The 23,909-nt window shown below is 73.2% G+C and carries 20 protein-coding genes; 7 read left to right on the forward strand and 13 right to left on the reverse strand.

The genetic code is table 11. From position 1 onward, the window contains the following. Positions 1 to 25: 25 nt before the first annotated feature. From AB1K54_RS05610 to mtrA, 4 genes are all read right to left on the reverse strand, one after another. Positions 26 to 724, reverse strand: coding sequence for a ComF family protein (locus tag AB1K54_RS05610; RefSeq protein ID WP_371201737.1), 699 nt, complete (start codon positions 722 to 724; stop codon positions 26 to 28). 114 nt (positions 725 to 838) lie between these two features. Then, positions 839 to 2,566 (reverse strand): LpqB family beta-propeller domain-containing protein, encoded by a 1,728-nt coding sequence (locus AB1K54_RS05615; protein ID WP_371201738.1) that lies wholly within the window; start codon positions 2,564 to 2,566, stop codon positions 839 to 841. After that, positions 2,566 to 4,305, reverse strand: a complete 1,740-nt coding sequence (gene mtrB, locus AB1K54_RS05620) for an MtrAB system histidine kinase MtrB (RefSeq protein WP_371201739.1) — start codon at positions 4,303 to 4,305, stop codon at positions 2,566 to 2,568. Before mtrB ends, AB1K54_RS05615 begins: the two co-directional genes overlap by 1 nt. Before the next feature lie 7 nt (positions 4,306 to 4,312). Further along, complete coding sequence (gene mtrA, locus AB1K54_RS05625; protein WP_371201740.1) at positions 4,313 to 4,993, reverse strand: MtrAB system response regulator MtrA; 681 nt, start codon at positions 4,991 to 4,993, stop codon at positions 4,313 to 4,315. Between the two features lie 192 nt (positions 4,994 to 5,185). Between mtrA and AB1K54_RS05630 the strand changes: the two genes are divergently transcribed. The 6 genes from AB1K54_RS05630 to aqpZ all read left to right on the forward strand — a co-directional run bounded on the left by AB1K54_RS05630 (position 5,186) and on the right by aqpZ (position 11,941). After that, on the forward strand, positions 5,186 to 6,649 hold the full coding sequence (locus tag AB1K54_RS05630) for a hypothetical protein (protein WP_371201741.1): 1,464 nt from the start codon (positions 5,186 to 5,188) through the stop codon (positions 6,647 to 6,649). After that, entirely contained in the window at positions 6,640 to 7,320 is a 681-nt protein-coding gene (locus AB1K54_RS05635; RefSeq protein ID WP_371201742.1) for a DUF4129 domain-containing protein, read from the forward strand. Before AB1K54_RS05630 ends, AB1K54_RS05635 begins: the two co-directional genes overlap by 10 nt. Beyond that, positions 7,317 to 8,549 (forward strand): DUF4350 domain-containing protein, encoded by a 1,233-nt coding sequence (locus AB1K54_RS05640; RefSeq protein ID WP_371201743.1) that lies wholly within the window; start codon positions 7,317 to 7,319, stop codon positions 8,547 to 8,549. The genes AB1K54_RS05635 and AB1K54_RS05640 overlap by 4 nt, the downstream gene beginning before the upstream one ends. Further along, on the forward strand, positions 8,546 to 9,685 hold the full coding sequence (locus AB1K54_RS05645; RefSeq protein WP_371201744.1) for an AAA family ATPase: 1,140 nt from the start codon (positions 8,546 to 8,548) through the stop codon (positions 9,683 to 9,685). Before AB1K54_RS05640 ends, AB1K54_RS05645 begins: the two co-directional genes overlap by 4 nt. 64 nt (positions 9,686 to 9,749) lie before the next feature. Next, positions 9,750 to 11,063, forward strand: coding sequence for a DUF58 domain-containing protein (locus AB1K54_RS05650; protein ID WP_371201745.1), 1,314 nt, complete (start codon positions 9,750 to 9,752; stop codon positions 11,061 to 11,063). Positions 11,064 to 11,152: 89 nt separating this feature from the next. Further along, positions 11,153 to 11,941: an aquaporin Z gene (aqpZ, locus tag AB1K54_RS05655; RefSeq protein ID WP_371201746.1), complete on the forward strand. Its 789-nt coding sequence runs from the start codon at positions 11,153 to 11,155 to the stop codon at positions 11,939 to 11,941. 78 nt (positions 11,942 to 12,019) lie between these two features. Here aqpZ and katG read toward each other — a convergent pair whose 3' ends face one another. From katG to AB1K54_RS05670, 3 genes are all read right to left on the reverse strand, one after another. Beyond that, complete coding sequence (gene katG, locus AB1K54_RS05660) at positions 12,020 to 14,308, reverse strand: catalase/peroxidase HPI (RefSeq protein WP_371201747.1); 2,289 nt, start codon at positions 14,306 to 14,308, stop codon at positions 12,020 to 12,022. A gap of 36 nt (positions 14,309 to 14,344) precedes the next feature. Continuing rightward, the gene (locus tag AB1K54_RS05665) at positions 14,345 to 14,779 is read right to left on the reverse strand and encodes a Fur family transcriptional regulator (protein WP_371201797.1); all 435 of its coding nucleotides are present in this window, start codon (positions 14,777 to 14,779) and stop codon (positions 14,345 to 14,347) included. Between the two features lie 112 nt (positions 14,780 to 14,891). Further along, positions 14,892 to 15,887, reverse strand: coding sequence for a stage II sporulation protein M (locus AB1K54_RS05670; protein WP_371201748.1), 996 nt, complete (start codon positions 15,885 to 15,887; stop codon positions 14,892 to 14,894). An 18-nt stretch (positions 15,888 to 15,905) separates the two neighbouring features. Between AB1K54_RS05670 and AB1K54_RS05675 the strand changes: the two genes are divergently transcribed. Further along, the gene (locus tag AB1K54_RS05675; protein WP_371201749.1) at positions 15,906 to 16,769 is read left to right on the forward strand and encodes an RDD family protein; all 864 of its coding nucleotides are present in this window, start codon (positions 15,906 to 15,908) and stop codon (positions 16,767 to 16,769) included. Between the two features lie 102 nt (positions 16,770 to 16,871). Here AB1K54_RS05675 and ahcY read toward each other — a convergent pair whose 3' ends face one another. The 6 genes from ahcY to AB1K54_RS05705 all read right to left on the reverse strand — a co-directional run bounded on the left by ahcY (position 16,872) and on the right by AB1K54_RS05705 (position 23,894). Continuing rightward, positions 16,872 to 18,350 (reverse strand): adenosylhomocysteinase, encoded by a 1,479-nt coding sequence (ahcY, locus tag AB1K54_RS05680; protein WP_371201750.1) that lies wholly within the window; start codon positions 18,348 to 18,350, stop codon positions 16,872 to 16,874. Positions 18,351 to 18,384: 34 nt separating this feature from the next. Further along, on the reverse strand, positions 18,385 to 18,591 hold the full coding sequence (locus AB1K54_RS05685; protein WP_371201751.1) for a DUF3499 family protein: 207 nt from the start codon (positions 18,589 to 18,591) through the stop codon (positions 18,385 to 18,387). Positions 18,592 to 18,663: 72 nt separating this feature from the next. Next, positions 18,664 to 19,095, reverse strand: coding sequence for a metallopeptidase family protein (locus AB1K54_RS05690; protein WP_371201752.1), 432 nt, complete (start codon positions 19,093 to 19,095; stop codon positions 18,664 to 18,666). A 55-nt stretch (positions 19,096 to 19,150) separates the two neighbouring features. Then, positions 19,151 to 20,542: a DUF5719 family protein gene (locus AB1K54_RS05695; RefSeq protein WP_371201753.1), complete on the reverse strand. Its 1,392-nt coding sequence runs from the start codon at positions 20,540 to 20,542 to the stop codon at positions 19,151 to 19,153. Next, the gene (locus AB1K54_RS05700) at positions 20,539 to 23,496 is read right to left on the reverse strand and encodes a glycosyltransferase (protein WP_371201754.1); all 2,958 of its coding nucleotides are present in this window, start codon (positions 23,494 to 23,496) and stop codon (positions 20,539 to 20,541) included. The genes AB1K54_RS05695 and AB1K54_RS05700 overlap by 4 nt, the downstream gene beginning before the upstream one ends. A gap of 68 nt (positions 23,497 to 23,564) precedes the next feature. Next, a complete protein-coding gene (locus AB1K54_RS05705) occupies positions 23,565 to 23,894 on the reverse strand; it encodes a WhiB family transcriptional regulator (protein ID WP_371201798.1) in 330 nt (109 codons plus the stop codon). Between the last annotated feature and the right edge of the window lie 15 nt (positions 23,895 to 23,909).

A 23,909-nucleotide genomic window follows, 5' to 3' on the forward strand; every position in this document is an offset into this window, starting at 1 on the left:
CACCTGTGGAAACGCGATGTGACGACTATGTGTCCAGACCACATCGGAAGCGCCGCGCCGTCACCGCGATCGTGATGGCGCCCACGACGTGCGCACCGGCGGCGCGCAGCGCCCGCACGCCCTCATCGAGGGTCGCTCCGGTGGTGAGCACGTCGTCGAGCACGAGCACGCGAAGCGGCGCGACCTGCTCGCCATGGCGCCCCCGCACACGCCGGGGCGCTGCGGCCCGCATGCTGTGCGCGACGTTCGCGCGCCGCGCCGCGACGTCGAGCCCCCGCTGATCGGCGGTGCGGCGCACCGGCGCGAGCAGCCGTTCGGTGCGCAGCCCCGCGCGCCGCGCCACGAGCTCGGCCACCCGGAATCCGCGCCGGCGGTACGCCGCGCGCGAGCTCGGCACGGGCACGATCGCGTCGACCTCCCCCGCCCAGGCGGCCGCGGCCGCGCGCAGCGCCGGGGCGAGCTCCCGCGCGAGCGCGGTGCGGCCGTCCTCTTTGAGGGACCGGATGACGCGCGCGGTGGCACCGTCGAACGCGAGACCGCTCACCACCCGCAGTCCGGACGGAAGGGTCGTGCGCCGCGGCGCGGGCTCGAGCTCCCGCCGGCACGCGCCGCACAGCTCCGCGTCGGGCTCGCCGCACGCCGCGCACTGCACGGGAAGGACGATCGCGAGGGCGTCGGCGAGGGCGGCGCGCACGTGGGGCCAGGAGCGGGTTGCGGTGTCCATCGTCCGAGTCTGGGGCCGGCGCGCGCCCGCGCGGTGTGCGCGCACGAGATCTGCGGATGCCTCACCCGGCGCACGCGCCTGGGGAGGAGGCATCCGCTCCCGGGCCCTCAGCCCTCAGTTGGGACGCCCCTGCTGGGTCGCGAGCACCAGCACATCGGCGAGGGACTGCGTCCAGCCGGCACCGCGGCGCGTGTACACCAGTCCGTCGCTCGTGTGCAGGCGCACGGTCGACGGCGTGTTCACCCCCGCGATCGAGGCCACCCCGGCGGGAGCATCCGTCGTGGCCTGCGCGCCGCCCACGGTCTGCTCGGTGAGGGTCGGGCCGCCCGGTCCGGCGGCGAGCACACCCACCGTCGCGTCGTCGAGCCACGCCAGCGACGTCCCCGGGCCGGGGAGCGTGCCGAGCAGTTCCGACACACCCAGCCGCTCGGGCACTCCATCGGCATTGCGAACGACGCCCGCGACCCAGATCTCGCCGCGGCCGCCGGCGTTGACCGACGCGGCCAGGCGCGTGCCGTCTCGCGACAGCGACATCGCCTGCACCTGTGTCGCACCCGCGAACGCGTCGGCGATCGCGACCACCGAGTCGTCCGGGCCGACCGCCTGCACCTGCGACGGGTCGCCCGCCGGGACGCTCCAGATGTACCCGAACGGGTCGACCGTCGGCGCGACCAGCCCCTGCCGTGTGTCGGTCGGCACGACACCGCGCACCGGATCGAGGCGTGCGACCGAGCCGTCCGGCAGTAGCGCGGCCGCCGTATCGCGATCGGCGCTGACCTGGATCGCGATCGGCTGGGCCGCCACGACCACCGGTGAGAGGTCCTCCAGCGGCGCCAGTTCGCCGCCGGTCACGAGTCCGAAGCCGTCCTCGGTGAGCACGAGGGCCTGTGAGACCACCCCCGTCGACCGGAAGGCAGCCGCGTCCGGCACCAGAGTGCGGTCGGCGACCGAGAGCTGCACCGACGTGATGTTGGCCGTGCGCAGGCTCTCGTCGAGCTGGGTCTGGATGCGGCCGAGCGTCTCGGGGTCCAGGGCCTGCGCCTCGCTGGAAAGCCCCACGCTCGCGACCCCCGACGACACCGGTACCGCAGCCGGGTCGAGAAACACCCCCTCGGGAGCAGCGGTCCGCACCGAGGCCGCCAGCCACGGGCTCGGCGATCCGTCGAGCAGCGCCCCCGCGATGCGCGTGGGCGCGTTGCCCGAGGGGAACCAGCGCAGGTCGGGCACGAGGTAGGTCCACGTGGGATCGAAATACATGATCGAGTAGCGGTGGAACACCCGCGGGAAGACGTTGCGCGCGAGCACGACGCCGTCCGGCGCCTCGGTGATGCGCCACTCGCCGTCGTCCTGCTGGCCGAGACGGAACGACAGGCGGGTGGTGGTCTCGTCGTCCGGCGAGTAGGCGCCGGTGTCGTCGACGGTGCCCACCCGCACCAGGTCGGCGGTGACCTGGCTCTCTGTCGGCGACACCAGCACCCGCTCGCCGAGATCGACCGTGACGCTGGCATCCGGGTTCCACGTGTTGCGGATCGATGGCGCGAGGAACTCCCGCGCGCGCTCCCAGTCCCCCGCGGCGCCGGTGCCGGCGCGCAGGAACCCGTCGACGATCTCGGTGGGCGTCGCGCCCGGCTGCGGCCCCGCCGGGGCGAACGCGAACTCGGGCTCGGTCAGCGAGTCGACCACCGGCAGGCCCTGGTACACCTGTCCGTCGGTCGGCAGGCTCCCGCAGGCCGTGAGGGCGAGCACGGCGGCCGCGGCGGCGAGCAGGCCCAGGATGCCGCGCCCCCGCGCGGTGCTCGGGCTGCGGCGCGACCTCGCCGGGGCCGCGGCGATCGACGGCATCAAGCGCTGCCTCCCGGTGTCGGCTCCGCCCCGGCGTGGGGAGGCACCGCCAGCGGACGAATGTCGAGGGGCTGGGTCAGCCCGAGGGCGTCGAAGGCCGAGGCATCGTCGTCTCCCGGCTCGAGCGGAACCGGCGACACGCCGTCGAAGCTCGAGCCCGAGCGCGGGATGGTCAGCACGAAGTTCGACCCGCGCCCCGGCTGCGACCACACCGCCAGGTCGCCGCCGTGAAGGCGCGCGTCGCCGAGCGAGATCGACAGGCCCAGGCCCGTGCCGCCGATCGTTCGCGTGCGCGACGGATCGGCCCGCCAGAAGCGGTCGAAGACATGCTCGAGGTGCTGCGGCTCGATGCCGAGTCCGAAGTCGCGCACGCCGAGCGCGACGGCCTGCTGGTTGCTGTCGACGGTGACGACGATCGGATGCCCCTCCCCGTGCTCGATCGCGTTGCCCAGCAGGTTGCGCACGATGCGCCGCACGCGGCGGGCATCCATCTCCATGGGCGAGTAGCCGCCTGGGGCGACCAGCCGCACGTCGCTGCCGTGCTGCTCGGCGAGCGCCTGCATCGAGCCGATGACGTCCCCGGCGAGATGCGCGAGGCTGGTGGGTTCGAGCTCCAGCTGCACCGACCCGGCGTCGTAGCGGCTGATCTCCAGCAGGTCGGTGAGCAGCGTCTCGAAGCGCTGGACCTGCGCGTTGAGCAGTTCCGCCGCCCGAGCGGTCGCCGCGTCGAACTCGTCGCGTCGGTCGTTGATGATGTCGGCTGCGAGGCGGATCGTCGTCAGGGGCGTGCGCAGCTCGTGCGAGACGTCCGACACGAATCGCTGCTGCACGAGCGAGAGGTCGGCGAGCTCCTTGATCTGCGACTCGATGCTGTCGGCCATCGCGTTGAACGACCGGCCGAGCGTCGCGAACTCGTCCTCGCCGCGCACCGGCAGCCGAACGCCCAGGTCGCCGGCGGCCAGGCGCGCGCTGGTGTCGGCCGCATCGGCGATGGGCGTGGTGACCGAGCGCAGCACGAACCACGCGATGGCGCCGATGAGCAGCACCAGCCCCACCCCGACGATCCACAGCGTCACCTGCACGAACCCGAGGGTCTGCGCAGGTCCGACGAGGTCGTAGGCGAGGTAGAGCTCGTAGCTTCCGAGTGCCGGCACCTGCAGCTGCTGGCCGACGAGGATGCCGGGCGCGGTGCTCTCACCGATCGCGATGCCGATCGATTGCCACCACTGCTGCGAGGCATCCTGCTCGACGGCGGCGCTCATGGCGTCGCTCACCGTGACGAGCCGGTTGAACCCGCCCGAGAAGAAGTCCGGCGGGGCGATCGACGATGGCGTCTGATCGGTGCGGATCATGGTGAACAGGTCGGTCTCGGACTGCTGCGCGATCGTGCTCCCGACGGCGAGCAGCAGACTCTGCAGCTGCACCTCGTCGCCCTGCACCTCGGCCGAATCCAGGGTCGCCTGCGCCTCGACGGCGGCGCGACGGGCGTCGGCGAGCACCTGCTGCTTGCGCGACTCGAACAGTTCGTTCTGGATCGCCAGCGACATCCACACGCACGCGACGAGGATCGCCAGCGCCGTGAGCGCGAGCGTGATCACGACCGTTCGGAACCGCAGGGACCTCCGCCACATGGCCGCGATGTCGTCGGGCCAGGCCCGCCAGCCGGTCGCACGCGTGACAGGGCGACGGGATGCCGCAGCCGTGGTGCCCGTCGTCGCGGCGCCCTGCCCCCGAGCCATGGGCCGCTCAGACCACGGCGCCGGCGCGGTACCCCACACCGCGCACCGTGGTCACGATCTTCGGGTTGTCGGGGTCGATCTCGACCTTGGCCCGCAGCCGCTGGACGTGGACGTTCACCAGGCGGGTGTCGGCCTTGTAGTGGTAGCCCCACACCTGCTCGAGCAGCATCTCTCGCGAGAACACCTGCTGGGGCTTGGAGGCCAGGGCCACGAGCAGCTCGAACTCGAGCGGGGTCAGCGCGATGACCTCGTCTCTGCGGCGCACCTCGTGTGCGGCGACGTCGATCGTGAGGTCGCCCACACGCAGCGTCTCGCCCGCGGGCTGAGCGGCCGGGCGAAGGCGCGTGCGGATGCGCGCGACCAGTTCCTTCGGGTTGAACGGCTTGACGATGTAGTCGTCCGCGCCTGACTCGAGGCCTTTGACGACATCCGCGGTGTCGGTGCGCGCGGTGAGCATGATGATCGGGATGCCGGACTCGGCCCGCACGCTCGTGCAGATCTCGATGCCGTCCATGCCCGGCAGCATCAGGTCGAGCAGGATCAGGTCGGGCCGCTCCTCGCGGAACACGTCCACCGCCTTGCCCCCGTCGGCGCAGAACACGGTCTCGAACCCCTCGGTGCGCAGCACGATGCCGATCATCTCGGCAAGAGCCGTGTCGTCGTCGACCACCAAGATTCGTGATGTCATGAAACGCGTTCGTCCTTTGCGTGCGGCCTGCGCCGTTCGGGCCCGGCGCAGCCTGCGGACACGCTGTGCCCGCGCGTCGCCGCGCGCTTTCGCCCACTGTAATCCACAGCGCCTGAACGCGCGCCGAAGAGCGCCGCGACGTATGACACGATAGGGATGCACCCCGCTCAGGGCCACAGTGAGGAGGCGCCCATGACCGCCCAAGCGGCCTGGACCCCGGCATCCCGTCCCGGGATCATCCCCCTGCATCCGCTCACGTTCGGCACGATCCTGGGGCGCTCGTTCGCCGCCCTGCGGCAGAACCCGCGCGTCCTGCTCGGGTTCGCGCTGTGCGTGCAGACGGTCGCCTACCTCGTGCTCATCGTCGCGATCGGGGCGATCGCGTGGGCGACGTTCTCGCGGCTCGACACGCTGCTTCCCGGCACCGACGAATACGACGCGGTGATGGCGGGCTCGATCGCCATCACCGCCATCTCCGGCATCATCCTCACTCTCGCCGTGGGCGCACTCACCACCATCGTGCAGGGTGTCGTCGTCAGCGAAGTGGCACATGCCGCCGTCGCCGAGAAGCTGCCGCTCGGCGCGCTGTGGCGCCGTGTGAAGCCGGTCGCCTGGCGACTCATCGGCTACGCGTTCCTGGTGGCGACCGCCGCGCTCCTCGCCGTCGCGCTCGTCGTGGCCGTGCTCATCGCGATTGGGAGGGCCGCCCCCGTGCTGGCGGTCGTGCTGGCGGTCCTCTCCGTCCTGGCGGCGATCCCGCTCGCGATGTGGCTGTCGACCAAGCTGATCCTGACACCCGCCGCCATCCTCCTCGAGGGCGCCCGCGTCTTCGAGGCCGTCGCGCGCTCGTGGCGTCTGATCCGCGGCCGCTTCTGGCCGGCGCTCGGCATCAGCGTCGTCATCGCGATCGTGTTCAGCGTGGTCGGGCAGATCGTGTCGGTGCCGTTCTCGATGATCTTCGGCTGGATCGGCGCGACCATCGCACCCACCGGCGCTGGCGACGTGGGCAGCATCGTCACGATCATTCTGGCGGGGTTCGTCACCGAGGCGGTGACGCTGCTGGTGCAGTCCGTGAGCCTCATCGTGCAGGCCACGGCGGCCTCGCTGATCTACATCGACTGCCGTATGCGGCGCGAGGGCCTCGACCTCGACCTGCTGTCGTACGTCGAGCGCCGCGATGCCGGGGAGCACCCGCTCCCCGACCCTTACCTCGTAGGCGTCGGCCGCAACTTCGTGCGGCCGTACGCGCCCGCGCCGGCGGGATACGCCCCGGCCGGGTACGCGCCCCCGGCCTACCCGGGCCAGGCGCCCTATCCGGGTGCGAGCGCCTACCCCGCCCAGCCGGGGCAGCCCGCGTACCCTGCGCAGCCCGGGCATCCCGCGTATCCGGCGCAGGGCCAGGCGTACCCGCAGGGCTACCCCGCGCCGCACGCTGCCGCTGCGCCATACCCGCCGCAGCCCTCGGGCCCGCCGCATCAGGAACACGCTCCAATCCCCCAGCCGCAGCCGCCGGCAGCGGACCCCCCGCCGTATGCGCCGCCGCCTTCCGCACCTGCGCAGCCGCAGCCCGAGCCCGGCGCCAGCGCGCCGTCGACGCAGTGGACCGCCCCCGGTGCCGCGACGCCCCAGCCGGGCGCCCAGGATCCGTGGCGCTGACAGCGAGCTGCGCCGCGCTGGCCCAGTCGGTGCCTCCCCTCACGCCCGACGGCGACGAGGCCCGCGAGTGGGCCGAGCGCGAGCTGTCCGACCCCGTGTACGCGGCGGCCGAGCCGACCCTGCTCGACCGGATCGCGCAGGCGATCGGCGACTTCTTCGTCGGCCTCTTCTCAGCCGACCTGTCCGGCGGGTGGGGCGCGGGGTTCGCCATCGTGGCGGCCGTCGTCGTGACGGTGCTGATCGTGACGGCGCTGCTCATCTGGGGCGTTCCGCGTGCGCGGCGGCGGGCCGCGGCATCGGTCGACTCGCTCTTCGCGAAGCACGACACGCGCACCGCCGCACAGCTGCGAAAGGACGCAGCCGCGCACGCCGCCGCAGGCCGGTGGGACACGGCCGTCGTCGTGCGCTTCCGCGCGCTCGCGCGCGCCCTCGCCGAGCGCGACCTCGTCGAGGCGGCACCGGGCGCGACCGTGCACGCGTTCGCGCGTTCGGCCGCTCTGGCGTTCCCGCGCCACGCCGGCGAGCTCGAGGACGCCGCCGCGGTGTTCGACGACGTGCGCTACCTGCGTCGCCCCGGCACCGCCGACCTCTACCGGCGCGTCGCTGCGGTAGACGATGCCGTCGCCGCCGAGCGGCCGGTGCTCAGTCGAGGCCCGGAGGTGCCCGCGTGACCCTCACCGATGCTTCGCGGGCCGCTGCCGGCGCCGAAGAACCGCGGTCGAGACCGCGCCGACGGGCCGTGCTCGGCTGGGTCGTCATCGGGCTCGTGGTGCTGGTCGTCGGCGGATTCGGCGCGGTGCTCGGCGGCCTGGGCCAGTGGAGCCAGCGCGGCATGCTCGACCCCGAGTCCGCCGGGCCGAACGGCACGCGCGCGATCGCAGAGATCCTGCGCGACCACGGCGTCGAGGTCACCGTGACGCGCGACCGCGCGGCGGCCGCGGCAGCGCTGAACGAGGCATCCGCCACCCTCGTGCTTCCCGACGCGCCCGCCCTGAGCGACGAAGGGATCGAACGGCTGACGGATGCCGCGACCGATGTCGTGCTGATCGACCCGCGCGCCCGCACCCTGCGCCTCGCGTTCCCCGGCTCAGAGCCCGCCGGATCGGCCGGGCCCGATCCCCTCGTCCCCGCGTGCGACCTCGCGGCGGCCAGCATCGCCGGCGTCGTGGCACCCGGCGCCGTGTTCACCGCCGGCGACGCGCTCGAGGCGTGCTACCGGTCCGGCGACGGCTATGGGCTGCTCGCCGACCACCACGGCCAGGACGGGTGGGCGTCGGCCATCGACGGGCGGGCGCTGCTGACCAACGAACGCCTGGCCGAGAACAGCAACGCCGCCCTCGCGGCGAACCTCATGGGCCGGCTGCCTCATCTGGTCTGGTACGTGCCGAGCGCAGCCGACACCGACCTCGCTGCGCACTACCCGTCGCTCGGCGAGCTGACCCCACCATGGGTGAGCCCGGCGATCGTGCTCCTGCTCGTCGCCGGCGTCGCCGCGACCGTCTGGCGCGGCCGGCGCTTCGGACCGCTCGTGGCCGAGCGGCTTGCCGTGACGGTGCGCTCTTCTGAGACCACCGAAGGCCGCGCGCGGCTGTACGCGCAGTCGCGCGACGCCGCCCACGCCCTCGACCAGCTGCGCATCGGCGCGCTGGAGCGCATCGCACGCCTGCTGGGGCTCGGGCCCGCCGCATCGGTCGCCGAGATCTGCGACGCCGCGGCCGCACGCACCGGATTCGAACGCGGCCTGGTGCGGGCCATCCTCGTCGACGAGGTGCCGGCCGGCGACGCGCAGCTCGTCGAGCTCGCCCAGAACGTACGGCACATCGAGAGGGCGGTGCAGGAGGCCGTGCGGCCGCCCGGCAGCGACCCGCGCACGACACCGACCGACCAAGGAGGATCATGACCGACGCTCCCCAGCCCCCCGCCCAGGCCGACCCGCCGGGGACGCCCGCCGCGACGGCCGCCCCCGCCGCTCCGGCCGCCCCGGCCGCCCCCGCCCAGGCCGACCCGCCGGGGACGCCCGCCGCGACGGCCGCCCCCGCCGCCCCGGCCGCCCCTGCCGCTCCTGCCGTCCCGGCGCCGACCGACGACGCAGCGCTGCGCGAGGCGATGAACCGCGTGCGGATCGAGGTCGGCAAGGCCGTGATCGGCCAGGACGGCACCGTGACGGGCCTTCTCATCGCCCTGCTCGCACGCGGGCACGTGCTGCTGGAGGGCGTCCCCGGCGTAGCCAAGACGCTGCTCGTGCGCGCCTTCTCGACAGCGCTCGGCCTGGACACCAAGCGCATCCAGTTCACGCCCGACCTCATGCCCGGCGACGTGTCGGGGTCGCTCGTCTACGACGCGCGCACCGGCGAGTTCGAGTTCCGCGAGGGGCCGGTGTTCACCAACGTCGCCCTCGCCGACGAGATCAACCGCACCCCGCCCAAGACGCAGGCGGCCCTGCTCGAAGCGATGGAGGAGCGCCAGGTCTCGACCGACGGCGTCACCCGGGCGCTGCCCGACCCGTTCCTCGTCGCCGCGACGCAGAATCCGATCGAGCACGAGGGCACCTACACGCTGCCCGAGGCGCAGCTGGACCGGTTCCTGCTCAAGCTCATCGTCGAGGTCCCGGCGCGCGAAGCCGAACTGGCGGTCCTGCGCCGCCACGCGGGTGGGTTCGACCCGCACGACCTCGCCGCGGCGGGTCTGCAACGGGCCGTGTCGGGTGACGAGATCCGTGCGGCGCAGCGGGCCGCGGCATCCGTCACCGTCACCGACGACCTGCTCGGGTACGTCGTCGACCTCGCCCAGGCGACCCGGCGCAGCCCCTCGGTGCAGCTCGGGGTCAGCCCCCGCGCGGCGACCGCGCTGCTGGCGACCGCGAAGGCGTGGGCGTGGCTGGGCGGGTACCCCGCCATCACGCCCGACCACGTGCAGACGATGCTCGTGCCGACGTGGCGCCACCGCATCCGGCTGCGTCCGGACGCCGAACTCGAGGGAGTGTCGGCCGACGCCGTGCTCGGCTCGGTGCTGCAGCAGACGAGAGTTCCGATCTGACGCGAGTCGAGCTCGAGCGCCGGCGCTGCGCGCAGGCGAATCGAGACCACACCCCTAGAGGACCATGTACCTGACCTATCGCACCCCCCTCCTGGTCGCCATCGGCGTCGTGCCGGTCGTGCTGCTGTCGCCGGCCGGAGTGAACGCGTGGGCGTCGATGGCGGGATGGCTGGTGCTGTGCACGGCGGCGGTGCTGACCGATGCCGCGCTCGCACCCGATCCGCGCGCGCTGCGGGTTGAGCGACGCGGGCCGCGCCGCGCGCTGCTCGGTCAGTCGGTCGTGACCGAGATCGCTCTGGTCAACACCGGCGGGCGCACCGTGCGTGGGCGCGTGCGCGACGCGTGGCAGCCGACCGCCGGCGCGCCCGAGGCGCGCGCGACGATCGCGATCCCGCCCGGTGAGCGCCGCCGGGTCGCGGTGCCGCTGCGGCCCCGCCGGCGCGGCGAGCTGGTCTCGCGGTTCGTCGTCGTGCGCTCCGACGGCCCGCTCGGCCTCGCCGGACGCCAGGCGCGCATCGCTGAGCGCGGCGCGATCCGCGTGCTGCCGCCGTTCACCGCCCGCCGCCACCTGCCGTCGCGGCTCGCCCGCCTGCGCGAGCTTGACGGCAACACGAGCGTGCAGGTGCGCGGCCAGGGCACCGAGTTCGACAGCCTGCGCGAGTACGTGCGGGGCGACGACGTCCGCTCGATCGACTGGCGGGCCACGGCCCGCTCGACCACCACGATGCTGCGCACGTGGCGTCCCGAGCGCGACCGCCACGTCGTGATCGTCGTGGACACCGGCCGCACCGCGGCCGCGCGCGTGGGCGACGGCGTGCGACTGGATGCCGCGATGGAGGCCGCCCTGCTGCTGGCGGCCCTGGCGAGCCGGGCCGGCGACCACGTCCACCTGCTCATGTTCGACCGCGTCACCCGCGCTCGCGTCTCGCGGGTCGACGGCCCGGCGCTGCTGCCGGCGCTCGTGGACGCGATGGCTCCGGTCGAGCCGCAGCTGATCGACACCGATTGGGATGCCGCGTTCGCGCAGGTGCGCTCCCTCACCTCGCGCCCGTCGCTCGTCGTGCTGCTCACGGCGCAGGACGCCCCCGAGGCCTCACGCGGGTTCCTCGGGTCGCTTCCCGCCCTCGCACACCGCGCCCATGTGCTCGTTGGCACCGTCACCGACGACCCGGAGCCGCTTGCGGACGGCCGCGACCGGCGCCCGGAAGCGGCCGACGTCTACCGGGCCGCGGCGATCGAGCGGGCCACGCGCGACGCCGCCCGCGTCGCGGCGGCGGTCGGGCGCGCGGGCGGCGAGGCGATCGCGGCGAGCCCCGACCTGCTGCCGCCGCGCATCGCCGACCGCTACCTCGCGCTCAAAGCCGCCGGGCGGCTTTAGCGCCGGGACTCTGACACGCCCGGAAACCTGCTGGTCAGCCACCTCTGGGCGCCGCTACGCTCACGACCGTAGAGGGAAAGGAGTCCGTCATGTCGGATGCCCCCACCAGCGCCCCCAGCACAGCGACCAAACTCGTCGCAGAGGCGCTCGGAACGTTTCTGCTTGTCTTCGGCTCACTCGGCGCTGCGCTTTTCGCCGCATCGTTCGGTCAGGGCACCGACGACTCGATCAAAGCGATCGGATTCCTCGGTGTGGCGCTCGCGTTCGGCCTCACGATCGTGGCCGGCATCTACACCTGGGGCCCGGTGTCGGGCGGACACTTCAATCCCGCCGTCACCTTCGGGCTCGCCGCGGCCGGACGCTTCGAATGGAAGAACGTCGCCGGCTATGTGATCGCGCAGATCGTCGGCGGCGCGGTCGGCACGACGCTGCTCGTGCTGATCGGCCTGTTCGGCCCGGCGGGATGGCTCTCGTCGGCGCAGGACTCCGGTTTCGCCAGCAACGGCTTCGGCGAGCACTCCCCCGGCGGCTTCGGCCTGGGCGCGGCGATCATCGCCGAGATCCTGTTCACCGCGATCTTCGTGCTCGTGATCCTCGGGGTCACCCACCCGCACCGCGGCGCCGCCGGGTTCGCGGGGCTTGCGATCGGCCTGACGCTCACGCTCATCCACCTCGCCTCGATCCCGATCGACAACACCTCGGTCAACCCCGCCCGCTCGATCGCCGCGGCCATCTACGGCGGCCCCGACGCGCTCATCCAGTTGTGGGTGTTCATCGTCTTTCCCCTCGTCGGCGGCCTTGTCGGCGGGCTGCTGCACCGCGCGCTGTTCGAGAGGACGCCGGTGGCGCCGGCGCCCGAGGAGGCGCGCCGGCGCTGACCGCCTGGACCGTACGCGCAACGCCCGCCCCCTCTCGGGGACGGGCGTTGCGTCATTGCGATCCGGATGCCGGCCCGGTCAGCGCAGGTCGAAGCGGTCGAGCTCGGTGACCTTGCCCCACGCCGCGACGAAATCGCGCACGAACTTCTCCGTCGCGTCGTCCGAGGCGTACACCTCGGCGAGCGCGCGCAGCTCGGAGTTCGAGCCGAACAGCAGGTCCACGCGGGTGCCGCGTCCCACGACCTCGCCCGAGCCCTCCTTCGTTCCCTGGAACGCGTGCGAGCCTGGGTCCAGCGGCTTCCACGTCGTGCCGAGGTCGAGCAGGTTCACGAAGTAGTCGTTCGTGAGCACGCCGGGGCGGTCGGTGAACACGCCGTACTCCGAGCCGTCCCAGTTGGCGCCGAGCACGCGCAGGCCACCGACCAGCACCGTCGTCTCGGGTGCGGTGAGCGTGAGCAGGTTCGCGCGGTCGAGCAGGTGGTGCTCGGCCGGCATCTCGGCCAGCGGCCCCTGGTAGTTGCGGAATCCGTCGGCCACCGGCTCGAGGTAGCCGAACGACTCGACGTCGGTGTGCTCCTGCGAGGCGTCGGTGCGGCCCGGGTGGAACGGCACCTCGACCTCGACGCCGGCATCCGCCGCCGCCTTCTCGACCGCCGCGTTGCCGGCCAGCACGATCAGGTCCGCGAGCGACACCTTCTTGTCACCGGCCTGCGCCGAGTTGAACGAGTGCTGGATGCTGCCGAGCGCCGAGAGCACCTTCTGCAGGCGAGCCGGGTTGTTGACCTCCCAGTCCTTCTGCGGCGCGAGGCGGATGCGGGCGCCGTTCACTCCGCCGCGCTTGTCGCTGCCGCGGAAGCTGGATGCCGCCGCCCACGTCACCGAGACGAGCTCGGAGACGGTGAGACCGGTCTCGAGGATCTGCTGCTTGAGCGCGGCGGCGTCCGCCGCGTCGATCAGCTCGTGGTCGACGGCCGGGACCGGATCCTGCCAGATGAGCTCCTCGGCCGGAACCTCGGGGCCGAGGTAGCGCGAGAGCGGGCCCATGTCGCGGTGGGTCAGCTTGAACCACGCGCGCGCGAAGGCGTCGGCGAAGGCCTCCGGGTCCTCGTTGAAGCGTCGCGAGATCTTCTCGTACTCGGGGTCGAAGCGCAGCGAGAGGTCGGTGGTGAGCATGCGCGGCTCGCGACGGCCGTTCGAGTGCGCGAGCGGCACCAGGTCGGCCCCGGCGCCGTTCTTCGGCCGCCACTGATGGGCGCCCGCCGGGCTCTGCATGAGCTCCCACTCGTACGCGAACAGGATGTGGAAGAACTCGTTGTCCCAGCGCGTCGGGTGGTAGGTCCAGGTGACCTCGAGACCCGAGGTGATCTGGTCGTCGCCCTTGCCCGAGCCGAAGTTGTTCTTCCATCCCAGGCCCTGCTGCTCCAGGCCCGCCGCCTCGGGGTTGTCTTCGAGGTTCGAGTCGGGAGCGGCGCCGTGCGTCTTGCCGAACGTGTGGCCGCCGGCGATCAGCGCGACCGTCTCTTCGTCGTTCATCGCCATGCGCGAGAACGTCTCACGGATGTCGCGGGCCGCCGCCACCGGGTCGGGGGTGCCGTTGGGGCCCTCGGGGTTGACGTAGATGAGGCCCATCTGCACGGCCGCCAGCGGGCGCTCGAGGTCGCGGTCGCCCGTGTAGCGCTCGTCGCCGAGCCACGTGGTCTCAGGGCCCCAGTACACGTCGTCGTCCGGCTCCCACACGTCGGGGCGGCCGCCGGCGAAGCCGAAGGTCTTGAAGCCCATCGACTCGAGCGCCACGTTGCCGGCGAGGATCATGAGGTCGGCCCACGAGATCGACTGGCCGTACTTCTTCTTCACCGGCCAGAGCAGGCGGCGCGCCTTGTCGAGGCCGACGTTGTCGGGCCACGAGTTCAGCGGCGCGAAGCGCTGCTGTCCCGCCCCACCGCCGCCGCGGCCGTCGGTCACGCGGTAGGTGCCGGCGCTGTGCCACGCCATGCGGATGATGAGCGGACCGTAGTTGCCGAAGTCGGCCGGCCACCAGTCCTGCGACGTGGTGAGGGTCTCGGCGATGTCTTTCTTGACCGCCGCGAGGTCGAGCGCCTCGAAGGCGGCCTTGTAGTCGAAGTCCTCGCCGAGCGGGTTGCGCACCGACGGGTTCTTCGCGAGGATCTTGAGGTTCAGCTGGTTCGGCCACCACACCCGGTTGGCCGACCCGTTCACCGGGTGCGGCTGCGCGCCCGCGTGCAGCACCGGGCACTGCTCGGCCTGCGCCTGTTCGGCGCGGGCGCCTTCGGTGTCGGTGACGGTCACCGACTGGTCGGTGCCGGTCGGGTTCTCACCGATGCCGGTGGTGTCGTCGGTGTTGCTCATGGTGTGAGTTCCTTCCTCGAGAACGGGTGGGACGGATCAGGCGGCGGCTTCGGCGGCGCACGCGGGGCACAGCCCCCAGTACGTCACCTCGGCCTCCTCGACGATGAAGCCATGCGTGTCGGAGGGCTGCAGGCAGGGCGCTGCGCCGTGGGCGCAGTCGACGTCTTCGATCGCGCCGCACGAGCGGCACACGATGTGGTGGTGGTTGTCGGCGACTCGCAGCTCGAAGAGCCCGGCGCGACCGGCGGGCTCGATGCGCCGGACCAGTCCCGCGTCGACGAAGTCGTTGAGCGCGTTGTAGACCGACTGCAGGCTCGTGCCGGGGACGGTGGGCACCACCCGCGCGTAGACGTCGTCGGCGCTCGCATGAGGGTTCGCGCAGAGCGCGTCGTAGACCGCCCGCCGCGAGTCGGTGACACGCAGCCCGGAGCCTCGGATCGCGGCATCCGCCGTCGTCGACCCTCGGAGCATCGTCACCCCTCGAGCGTAGCGCTGTTTTGAGTCATCCAAAACAAGGTATGCTCTCCGCCCTCTCCCGCACAGTGAGAAGACGGTGACGGATGCCGCGGCATCCGTTGCGGCGTCATCCGGCCGTCAACGTGGGGGTGCCCGCCTCCTGCTCGGTGAGATCGCCCGTCTCGCCGGATCGGTGCGCCCGCCCGCCGACGACGAGCTGGTAGACGAGGAAGAGCGCCAGGGCGCCCGCGCCGATGCCGATCTTGACCGGCCACGGCCAGGGCTGAGCCGTCACGAACCCCTCGATCGCCCCCGCGACCCCGAGGGCGATCACGAGCCCGACGGCGACGGTCGCCAGCGCCCGCCCCGCCGACGCGAGCGACTCGCCGCGTGGGCGGCGCCCCGGCGCCGCCCACGCCCAGAAGATGTGCAGGCCCGCCGCGGCCGCGACGAACACGCATGTGAGCTCGAGCAGGCCGTGCGGCAGGATGTACAGCACGAAGACGTCTGCGCGCTCGAACGAGATCATGATCCCGGCGGCGAGCCCCACGCTCACCGCGTTCTGCACGATCACCATGATCGGCCAGAGCCCGGTGATGCCGAACAGCACGCACTGCGCGGCGATCCACGCGTTGTTCGTCCACACGGTGCCCGCGAACACCGCGGCGGGGTTCTCGCTGTAGTAGCCGGTGAAATCCTCGGACGCGTACTGCTCGAGCTGGGCCGGGTCGCCGAGGCTCGCCACCAGCGCGGGATCGGACGACACCCACAGCGCCACCACCGTGGCCACCGCCACGAACGACACCGCGATCACCAGAGTCGTCCAGCGCAGCCGGTACAGCGCCGCCGGCAGCTGCAGCACGAAGAACCGCGGGATCTGGCGCATCACGTTCTCGGGCGCGCCGGTGAGCCGCAGCCGGGCCCTGGCGAGCATCGTCGACACGTGGTCGCCCTGGGCGCTGCGGCCCGCGGACGTCTTCATGTCGGCGAGATCGGCGGATGCCGCGCGATAGCGCGTCACGAGCTCGTCGATTTGTGCGCCGTCGAGCCGTCGGGTGCGACTGAGCTCGTCGAGCCGGGCCCACTCGTCGCGGCGGGCGGCGGTCAGTGCGTCCAGATCCATATGCTGTTTACTGTACCCATGCCCGGCGCTCCCGCATCCCACGCCCCCGGCCCCTCGGTGATCTCGATCCACCAGGACGAGATCCTCACCGGCGAGGCCGTCGCACTCGATGTCCAGCCCCTCGGCTACTTCATGCGGGCACTGGGCACCCTGATCGACTTTCTCATCGGCATCCTCGTGCTGGTGCTGTTCGCGCTGGTGTCGGGCTGGCTCATCGCCCAGGGCATCATCGACGGCAGCGCCGCGCCGATCCTGACCGTCACGGCGATCGTCGTGGTCATGGTGGTGATCCCGACCGCGGTCGAGACCGCGACCCGCGGGCGCAGCCTCGGCCGCCTCGCGGTGGGCGGGCGCATCGTGCGTGCCGACGGCGGGGCCTCGGGGTTCCGACAGGCCTTCGTGCGGGCGCTCCTGGGGGTGTTCGAGCTGTGGATGACCTTCGGCGCGGTCGCGGCGATCGTGGGCGCGTTCACGCCCCGCTCGCAGCGCCTCGGCGACCTCGTCGCCGGCACCTACTCGGAGCGCACGCGCACTCCCCCGCTTCCACAACCCGCGCACGGCGTTGCCCCATCGCTTGCGGCCTGGGCGATGACCGCCGACGTCGCCCGCCTGCCCGACCGCCTCGCACGGCGGCTGGCGCGGTTCGCGCTGAGCGCCGAGCGCCTCGACCCGCCCGCGCGGGCGCGGCTGGCGGCATCCCTCGCGCGCGAGGCGGAGGCGTTCGTCTCGCCGCTGCCGGCGACAGACCCAGAGACGTTCGCGCTGGCCGTCGCCGCGGTCCGGCGCGACCGCGAGTATCGTGCGCTCGCGCTCGAGACGCAGCGGGTCGACGCCCTCACGGTCGGCGTGTCGGCGGCGCCTCGCGGCTTTCCGACGCGCTGAGGCGCAGCGCTCGCGGTCATCGGGCCGCCCGAAGCGCACCAATCAGGGGACGGATGCCGCGGCATCCGTCATTCGCGCACTCTCGAGCGCGCTCGAGGCCCGTCAGTAGCGGTAGTGGTCGAGCTTGTACGGGCCCTCGACCGGCACGCCCAGATACGCGGCCTGGTCGTCGGTCAGCACCGTGAGTTCGACGCCGAGCGCACCCAGGTGCAGGCGCGCGACCTTCTCGTCGAGGGCCTTGGGCAGCACGTACACGCCCGTCGGGTACTCGTCGGTCTTCGTGAACAGCTCGATCTGGGCGAGCACCTGGTTGGCGAACGACGCGCTCATGACGAACGACGGATGCCCCGTGGCGTTGCCGAGGTTCAGCAGGCGCCCCTCGCTCAGCACCAGCACGCTGCGGCCGTTCGGCAGGCGGTACTCGTGCACCTGCGGCTTGATCTCGATCTTCTCGACGCCCTCGAGCGCCTCGAGGCCGGCCATGTCGATCTCGTTGTCGAAGTGGCCGACGTTGCCGACGATCGCGAGGTGCTTGAGCTTGAGCAGGTCTGCGGGGGTGACGACGTCCTTGTTGCCGGTGCCGGTCACGATGATGTCGACCTGCCCGGCGACGTCGGACAGGCGCGCGACCTGATAGCCGTCCATCGCGGCCTGCAGCGCGCAGATCGGGTCGATCTCGCCGACGATGACGCGTGCGCCCTGGCCGCGCAGCGCCTCGGCCGCGCCCTTGCCCACGTCGCCGTAGCCGGCGACGAAGGCGACCTTGCCGCCCATCAGCACGTCGGTGGCGCGGTTGATGCCGTCAGGCAGCGAGTGGCGGATGCCGTACTTGTTGTCGAACTTCGACTTGGTGACCGAGTCGTTGACGTTGATCGCCGGGAACAGGAGCGTTCCGGCCTCGGCGAGCTCATACAGGCGGTGGACGCCGGTGGTGGTCTCTTCGGTGACGCCGATCAGGCCCTCGGCCATGCGCGTGAAGCGCTGCGGGTCGCGCGCGAGCGACGCGCGCAGCGTGTCGAGGATCACGCGGTACTCGTGCGGGTCGCCGGGTGCGGCATCCGCAACAGCGCCCGCCTTCTCGAACTCGACGCCCTTGTGCACGAGCAGGGTCGCGTCGCCGCCGTCGTCGAGAATCAGGTTCGGGCCGTCTGCGCCCTCGTCGGACCAGTCGAAGATGCGGTCCGCGAGCCGCCAGTACTCCTCGAGGGTCTCGCCCTTCCACGCGAACACCGGAACGCCCGCGGGCGCGTCGACGGTGCCGGTCGGGCCCACGACCACAGCGGCGGCGGCCTCGTCCTGCGTGGAGAAGATGTTGCAGCTGGCCCAGCGCACCTGGGCGCCCAGCGCGACGAGCGTCTCGATGAGCACCGCAGTCTGCACCGTCATGTGCAGCGAGCCGGCGATGCGGGCGCCTTTGAGCGGCTGCGACGGGCCGTACTCCTCGCGCAGGGCCATGAGGCCCGGCATCTCGTTCTCGGCGAGACGCAGCTGGTGGCGCCCCGTCTCGGCGAGAGAGAGGTCCTTGACCTCGTACGCGAAGGGACGGGCAGAGGTCTCGGGAGCGGCGGTTTCGAGCGGCATCCGCCCATTCTGTCACGACCGCCCGCGAGCGAAGTCAGACGCCGAGCGTCTCGTGCTTCACGACCACCCAGCCCTTCGGCACCGAGAGCCGCTCGGTGTGGATAGCGCACAGATCGTGGGCGTGCGGGTCGGCAGCCGCCCCCAACGGCCCCACCGCGGCCATCTTGTCGCCGTAGTCGTAGGTGAGGGTCGACACCGCCTCGCGGGCGCACGCGACCTTGGAGCAGAGTCTCTCGCGCATCTGCGCCACGCTATCGTCCGCAGCCGTGCGCACGCGCGGGGCGCGCGGGAAAGCGCGGGGACGGATTCCGCGTCAGAAGTACCGGAACCGCTCCGGCCCCAGATCCCACGGGTCGCGATCGAGGTACTCGGCGGCTGCTCTGAAGACCGAGCCTTCGACCATCATGCGCCGGTGCAGGTCGTCGTTGCGGTGCAGGTGGCTCAGCCGCTCGATCGGAACCCGGTAGAGGATGATGCGGCGCTCATCGGGCAGCACCGTCCACCGCGGGATGCCCTCGTCGTCCGACGCGGCGGGCATGTCCCCCACCTCGAAGCGCACCTCGCGCAGTTCGGGCCACGCCGAGCGCAGGAACTCCGCGGCGGTCACGACGGCCAGGTCGAAGCGCTCCATGCGGGTGTCCAGCGGCGCAAGCGGCGGGCGCACGATCGGGCTGCGATCCTCGCGGCCGTGGCGACCGTGCCGCGCGGGACGCCGCACCGCGCTTCGCGCCCTCCGCCATGCCATGGCCCCCATCCTAGGCGCGCACGCACGCAGCGAGCGCCGCGGGAGGCCGCCCGCGCTACGGGTACACCGTGATCGGGCGGGAGGCCGCGTCATCGGGCCACACCGGAAAGCCGGCCAGCGCGCCGTCGCCGGTGAGCGACACGCCCGCGTGCACCGGGGCTGAGGGATCCAGCCGCACGATGCCCTGCCCGCGGAGGCGCACCGACGTCGTGGACTGGGCAGGCACGGTGACTTCGGACGCCTCGTCGAGGCCGCCGTACGCGACGACGAGGTCGGCGTCGCCGGTGTTGACGAGGGTGAGCGTCGGCTGAGGACCGGGCGGCAGCGCGAGCACCGTGGGCGCGCTCACCTCGGGCGCGGGGGTGTACCACGCGAAGTCGGCACCCGTGCCGAAGCCCGTCGTCTGCCACACCGCCGCCACCACCGGGACGTCCGCCACGACCTCCACCACGTACTCGCCGACCTCGAGCCCGCTGAGGTCCACCTCGACCGGGTACCCCGCTCGCAGCGGCGCCGAGATCGCCTCGCGGGCGGGGCCCGCGCCTCGAACGGCCGTGACCTGGATGGACGCCGTGCCGTCGGCGGTCGGCGCGAGCACGCGCGCGACGGTGGCGGCGTCTCCGGTCGCCGCGGCCGCGGCCGACGACACCGAGACGCCCGCGATGATCAGGGTCGGCTGCGCGCTCGCGACGGCGCCCACCGTGTCGACGCCGCCCGTTGCGAGCGTGCGGGTGATGCTCGTCTGCAGCGTCGCGGTCACCGCGGCTCCTCGCGCGCTCACGCGCACGACGGGGCTCGTCTCGCCGAACGCGAGCCCCGCCAGCGGGATCGCCCGCTGCGACCCGGGCGCCACGACGAGGTTCGCCCCGCCCGGGGGCACCACCGGCCCCTGCGCTCCGTACACGGTCAGCTCGACCATCGCCGGCACCGGGGAGGGGTTGCCCAGCAGCACGACGTCCGCGGCGCCGGTGGCGCCCGATCCTGCGACCAGCCACGACTCGGTGAGCGGCGGGCGGCAGGCGGAGGCCGCGAAGCCGCGCAGAAAGCTCGTCGACGCGGTCGCCGATCCCGATGCCGCGATCGGCGTCCGGTCGGACCCGACCGGCTCCGCGCTGAACGCGCCGGCCTGCGCGGGCCCTTCCAGCACCCAGTCGGTGAGCGGGGCGCCGTCGACGCCGGCGCCGGCTCGCACGGTCTGGGGCGAGACCAGGACCATCTGGTCGGCGTCCTCGACCACCTGTCCGAGTCCGAGGATCCCTCCGCCGCACGCGAGCACGCTCGCCGCCGGGACGGGCATGGCCTCGACCGAGAGCGCCTCGCGCGAGTGCGTCGGCCAGGGCACGCCGATGGCGGTCACGACGGCGAAGACGAACGCGGCGACGGCGACCGTCCCGGCGAACGCGCGGGCGCCGGTGGTCGCCCAGCGGAAGATGCGGCGGTCGCTCATCGTCCCTCCTGCCAGTGAATGCCGACCACGCGCGGGGCGCGGCGGGCGGCGCGACGCGACGCCGCCGTCGGGATCGCCAGCAGCACCGCGATCCCGAGTGCGACCAGCTGCGCGATCGCGATCCAGAGCCCGATGCGGTCGGCGGATACCCCGGCCGACGCACGCGGGGCGACGGCATCCGTCACCCGCCACAGCGAACCCTTCGCGGTGTCGCCGACGGCGACGAGCCCGTCGCGCTGGTCGAGCGCGGTCGCCGCGCCGAGCCGCAGGGCACGCGCCTGGTCTGACTCGGGGTCGGCGGCAGGCGCCAGCAGGACGAAGCCGATCCCGGCGGCGCCCAGCCGCCCCGTGACATCCGTCGCGGCGCTGGTCACCAGGTCGGCGGCCAACTGCGCGGTGCGGCGGTCCTCCTCGGTCAGTTCGGACCGCGTGGACACGATGCTCGCCTGCCCGCCGAGCGACTCGCTGGCACCCCACACCACGCGGGTCGCGACGCCGCCCGCTTCCTGCGGGGTGAGCACGATCGTTCCCACGTCGGGGTCGCTGCGCCCCTCGGCCGCGACGAACGCGGGCAGGGTGCTGGCATCCCCCAGATGGATCAGGGCGGTTCCGCGTGCCATGGCGGTGAGGTTCGGCACAGCGAGCACCGCGATCGCGGCCACCACGACCACCGCGAGGACGCCGCGCACCGCGGCCAGTCTTCGCGCGAGGTTCGGCGAGGCCGCTGCGCCGTCGGCGGGGTCGCGTCCTGTGCCGAGCGCGGCGTCGAGGGTCACGAGGGCCCCCGCGAGGGCCCCCAGCCAGGCGAGACTGAGGCCGGTCCCCGGCCACAGCGCGACGACGTCGGACTGCGTCGCCGCGACCGCGATGCCCACCGCCGCGAACGCGGTCGCCAGCCCCAGGCCGGTCACGACGAGCATTCCGATTCCGACGCCCCAGCGCTGCGTGATCGGCGCGATCAGCGCGAGCACGGCCACGGGCGCCGCCAGCAGCGGCACCCACCACAGGTCTTCGCCCGGGAGGAATGCGGACCACCCCGCCAGATCCGCCGTGGGAAGGCCCGCCGCCAGCAGCGCGCGGCCCTGCGCGTCGGCGGCGACCTGCGGGCCTGCCCACACGGCGCCGGGATCGGCGAGCAGTCCCAGGGCGTTGCCGTCGACGAGCTGACGCCACACCAGGGGGACGGCCACCACGATCGTCGGCACGACCAGCCAGATGAGCTTGCCCACGCCGCGAGCGCTTCGCACCGCGACGACGAGCAGGAGCGCCGCGATCCACACCACGGCGAAGGCGGGCGCCAGCACGGGCGCGCACGCGACGCACGTCGCAAGCAGAACGGATGCCGCGCCCGCCGGCACCCAGTCGCGATGCGCCGCGCACGCGGCGAAGAACAGCCACGGCAGCAGCAGGTGCAGCAGCACCGCCTCCGGCCGCCCCTGCACGAGGGCCGTGAGGAACGTCGGCGCGAGCGCCCAGATCGCCCCGCCCGCGAGCCGCAGCACGGCGCGGTCGCTCACGCGGGTGGCGGCGAACCAGCCGCCGAGCGCGGCCAGCGGCATCGCCAGCACCCATAGGATCACCAGCGCCCGCGAGGGCGCGGCCGGCCACAGCGATCCCACCGCCGCCACGATGCCCGCGAACGGATCTGCGGGCCCGACCGTGTGCAGCCCGATCGCGCGCGACCCGAACGCCGCGTCCGACCACAGCGCAGCAAGGTGCGACGGCAGCGGCAGCATCCCGCCGCCGCCCAGCACGGGCCACGCGAGCAGGGCCGTGAACGAGGCGACCGATGCCACCAGCGCCGCGAGCACGAGCCACGCGCCGCCCCCCGTGAAGAAGTGCAGGCCGCCGCGGGCGGCGCCGCCCGCCGCCTCCGGGTCGTCCTCGAGCCGCTCGCGCAGCTCGAGCTGCGTCATGCGCAGCGGAGCGAGCGCGGCCCACCCCGCCGTGCGGGCGCGCCGGATGCGCGCGCGGGAACGGCCGATCGCCCCCAGGCGCACGGCGACGACGGCGGCCGCGGCCCACTCCGGCGCCACGAGCGAGGGCTGCTTCTGCACGAGGCGCAGCAGGGTGCGCCACAGGGCGAGCGGCAGCAGCGCGAGCCATTGGAACGGCACCGCCGCGACCGGCGCGTAGGCCAGGCGCCGGTGCAGCTGGGCGACGCGGGACGCGTAGGCGCCCCGCACGCGCCGCACGGCGTCGACAGGCGCCCGCGGACCGGCCACCCCGTCGCCGGCAACGGCGACGATCGCGCCCGCTGCGAGGGCGGGGCGTCCGCCCGCAAGGCGCGCCCGCACCCCCAGATCGAGGCCCTCGTCGGCTCCGGCGAGCGCCGGGTCCAGTCCGCCGAGGGTCTGCCACGCGTCGGCGCGGACGAGAAGGCCGCGCACGTCGGCGCCCATGACGTCCTCGACGGCGTCGTGCTGGCCCTGGTCGAGCTCACCGTCGGCGAGTTCCACCGCGCGGCCGAAGCGCGTCATCGTGACGCCGAACGAGACGATCTCGCCGCGGTCGTCCCACCGCACGAGCTTGGGGGCGGCCAACAGCGCGGCGGGCGAGCGCTCGAGCGCCCCCACGAGCCGCTCCAGGGCCGCGCGTTCGGGCGCTGTGTCTTGGGCCAGCAGCCACAGGGCCTCGGCCGGCGCGGCATCGGCGTCTTCACCGGCTCGCGCGACCGCCAGCGCGACGGCGTCCGCGAACGACGTGCCCACGGGCGCGCGCACGATGCGCGATGCGTCGAGGGATGCCCCGCCCCCGCCGTCCTGCGACGCGCCTGCCGCATCCCCCGTCACGACCTCGGCGACGCGGACGGCGTCGCCGCACAGCACGACGGTCACCGCATGCGGCGGGAGGGACTGGCGCGAGAGGGCCGCGAGCGTACGGCGCACGTGGAACGCTGCGGCCGGATGATCGTCGGCGCGCACGATGAGGATGGCGTGTACTCGGGGGGCCATGACGTGGTCAGCCTAGGCGCGACGGCTCGCCGGCTCGGCGCTACGCGCCGAGGTCGGCATGATCGGTGTCAGCTGGCGCGGCGCTTGAGCTTGCGGCGCTCGCGCTCCGAGAGCCCGCCCCAGATGCCGAACCGCTCGTCGTTTCGGAGCGCGTACTCGAGGCATTGCGCACGCACGTCGCACGATGAGCAGATGCGCTTGGCGTCACGAGTCGATCCGCCCTTCTCGGGAAAGAAGGCCTCTGGATCGGTCTGTGCGCACAGCGCATCGGTCTGCCAGCCCAGAGCGTTCTCGTCGTCGACCTCGACCGGCCGACGCACCCCCGGAACGCCCAGTTGAACTGGGTCGACGAACCAATTGTCCGGAACGCCGGAACGGAACTGCGATACCCCCGCCATTTCGTTCTCCACCCT

The organism is Microbacterium sp. BWT-B31 (assembly GCF_041379855.1).
Taxonomy (GTDB): domain Bacteria; phylum Actinomycetota; class Actinomycetes; order Actinomycetales; family Microbacteriaceae; genus Microbacterium.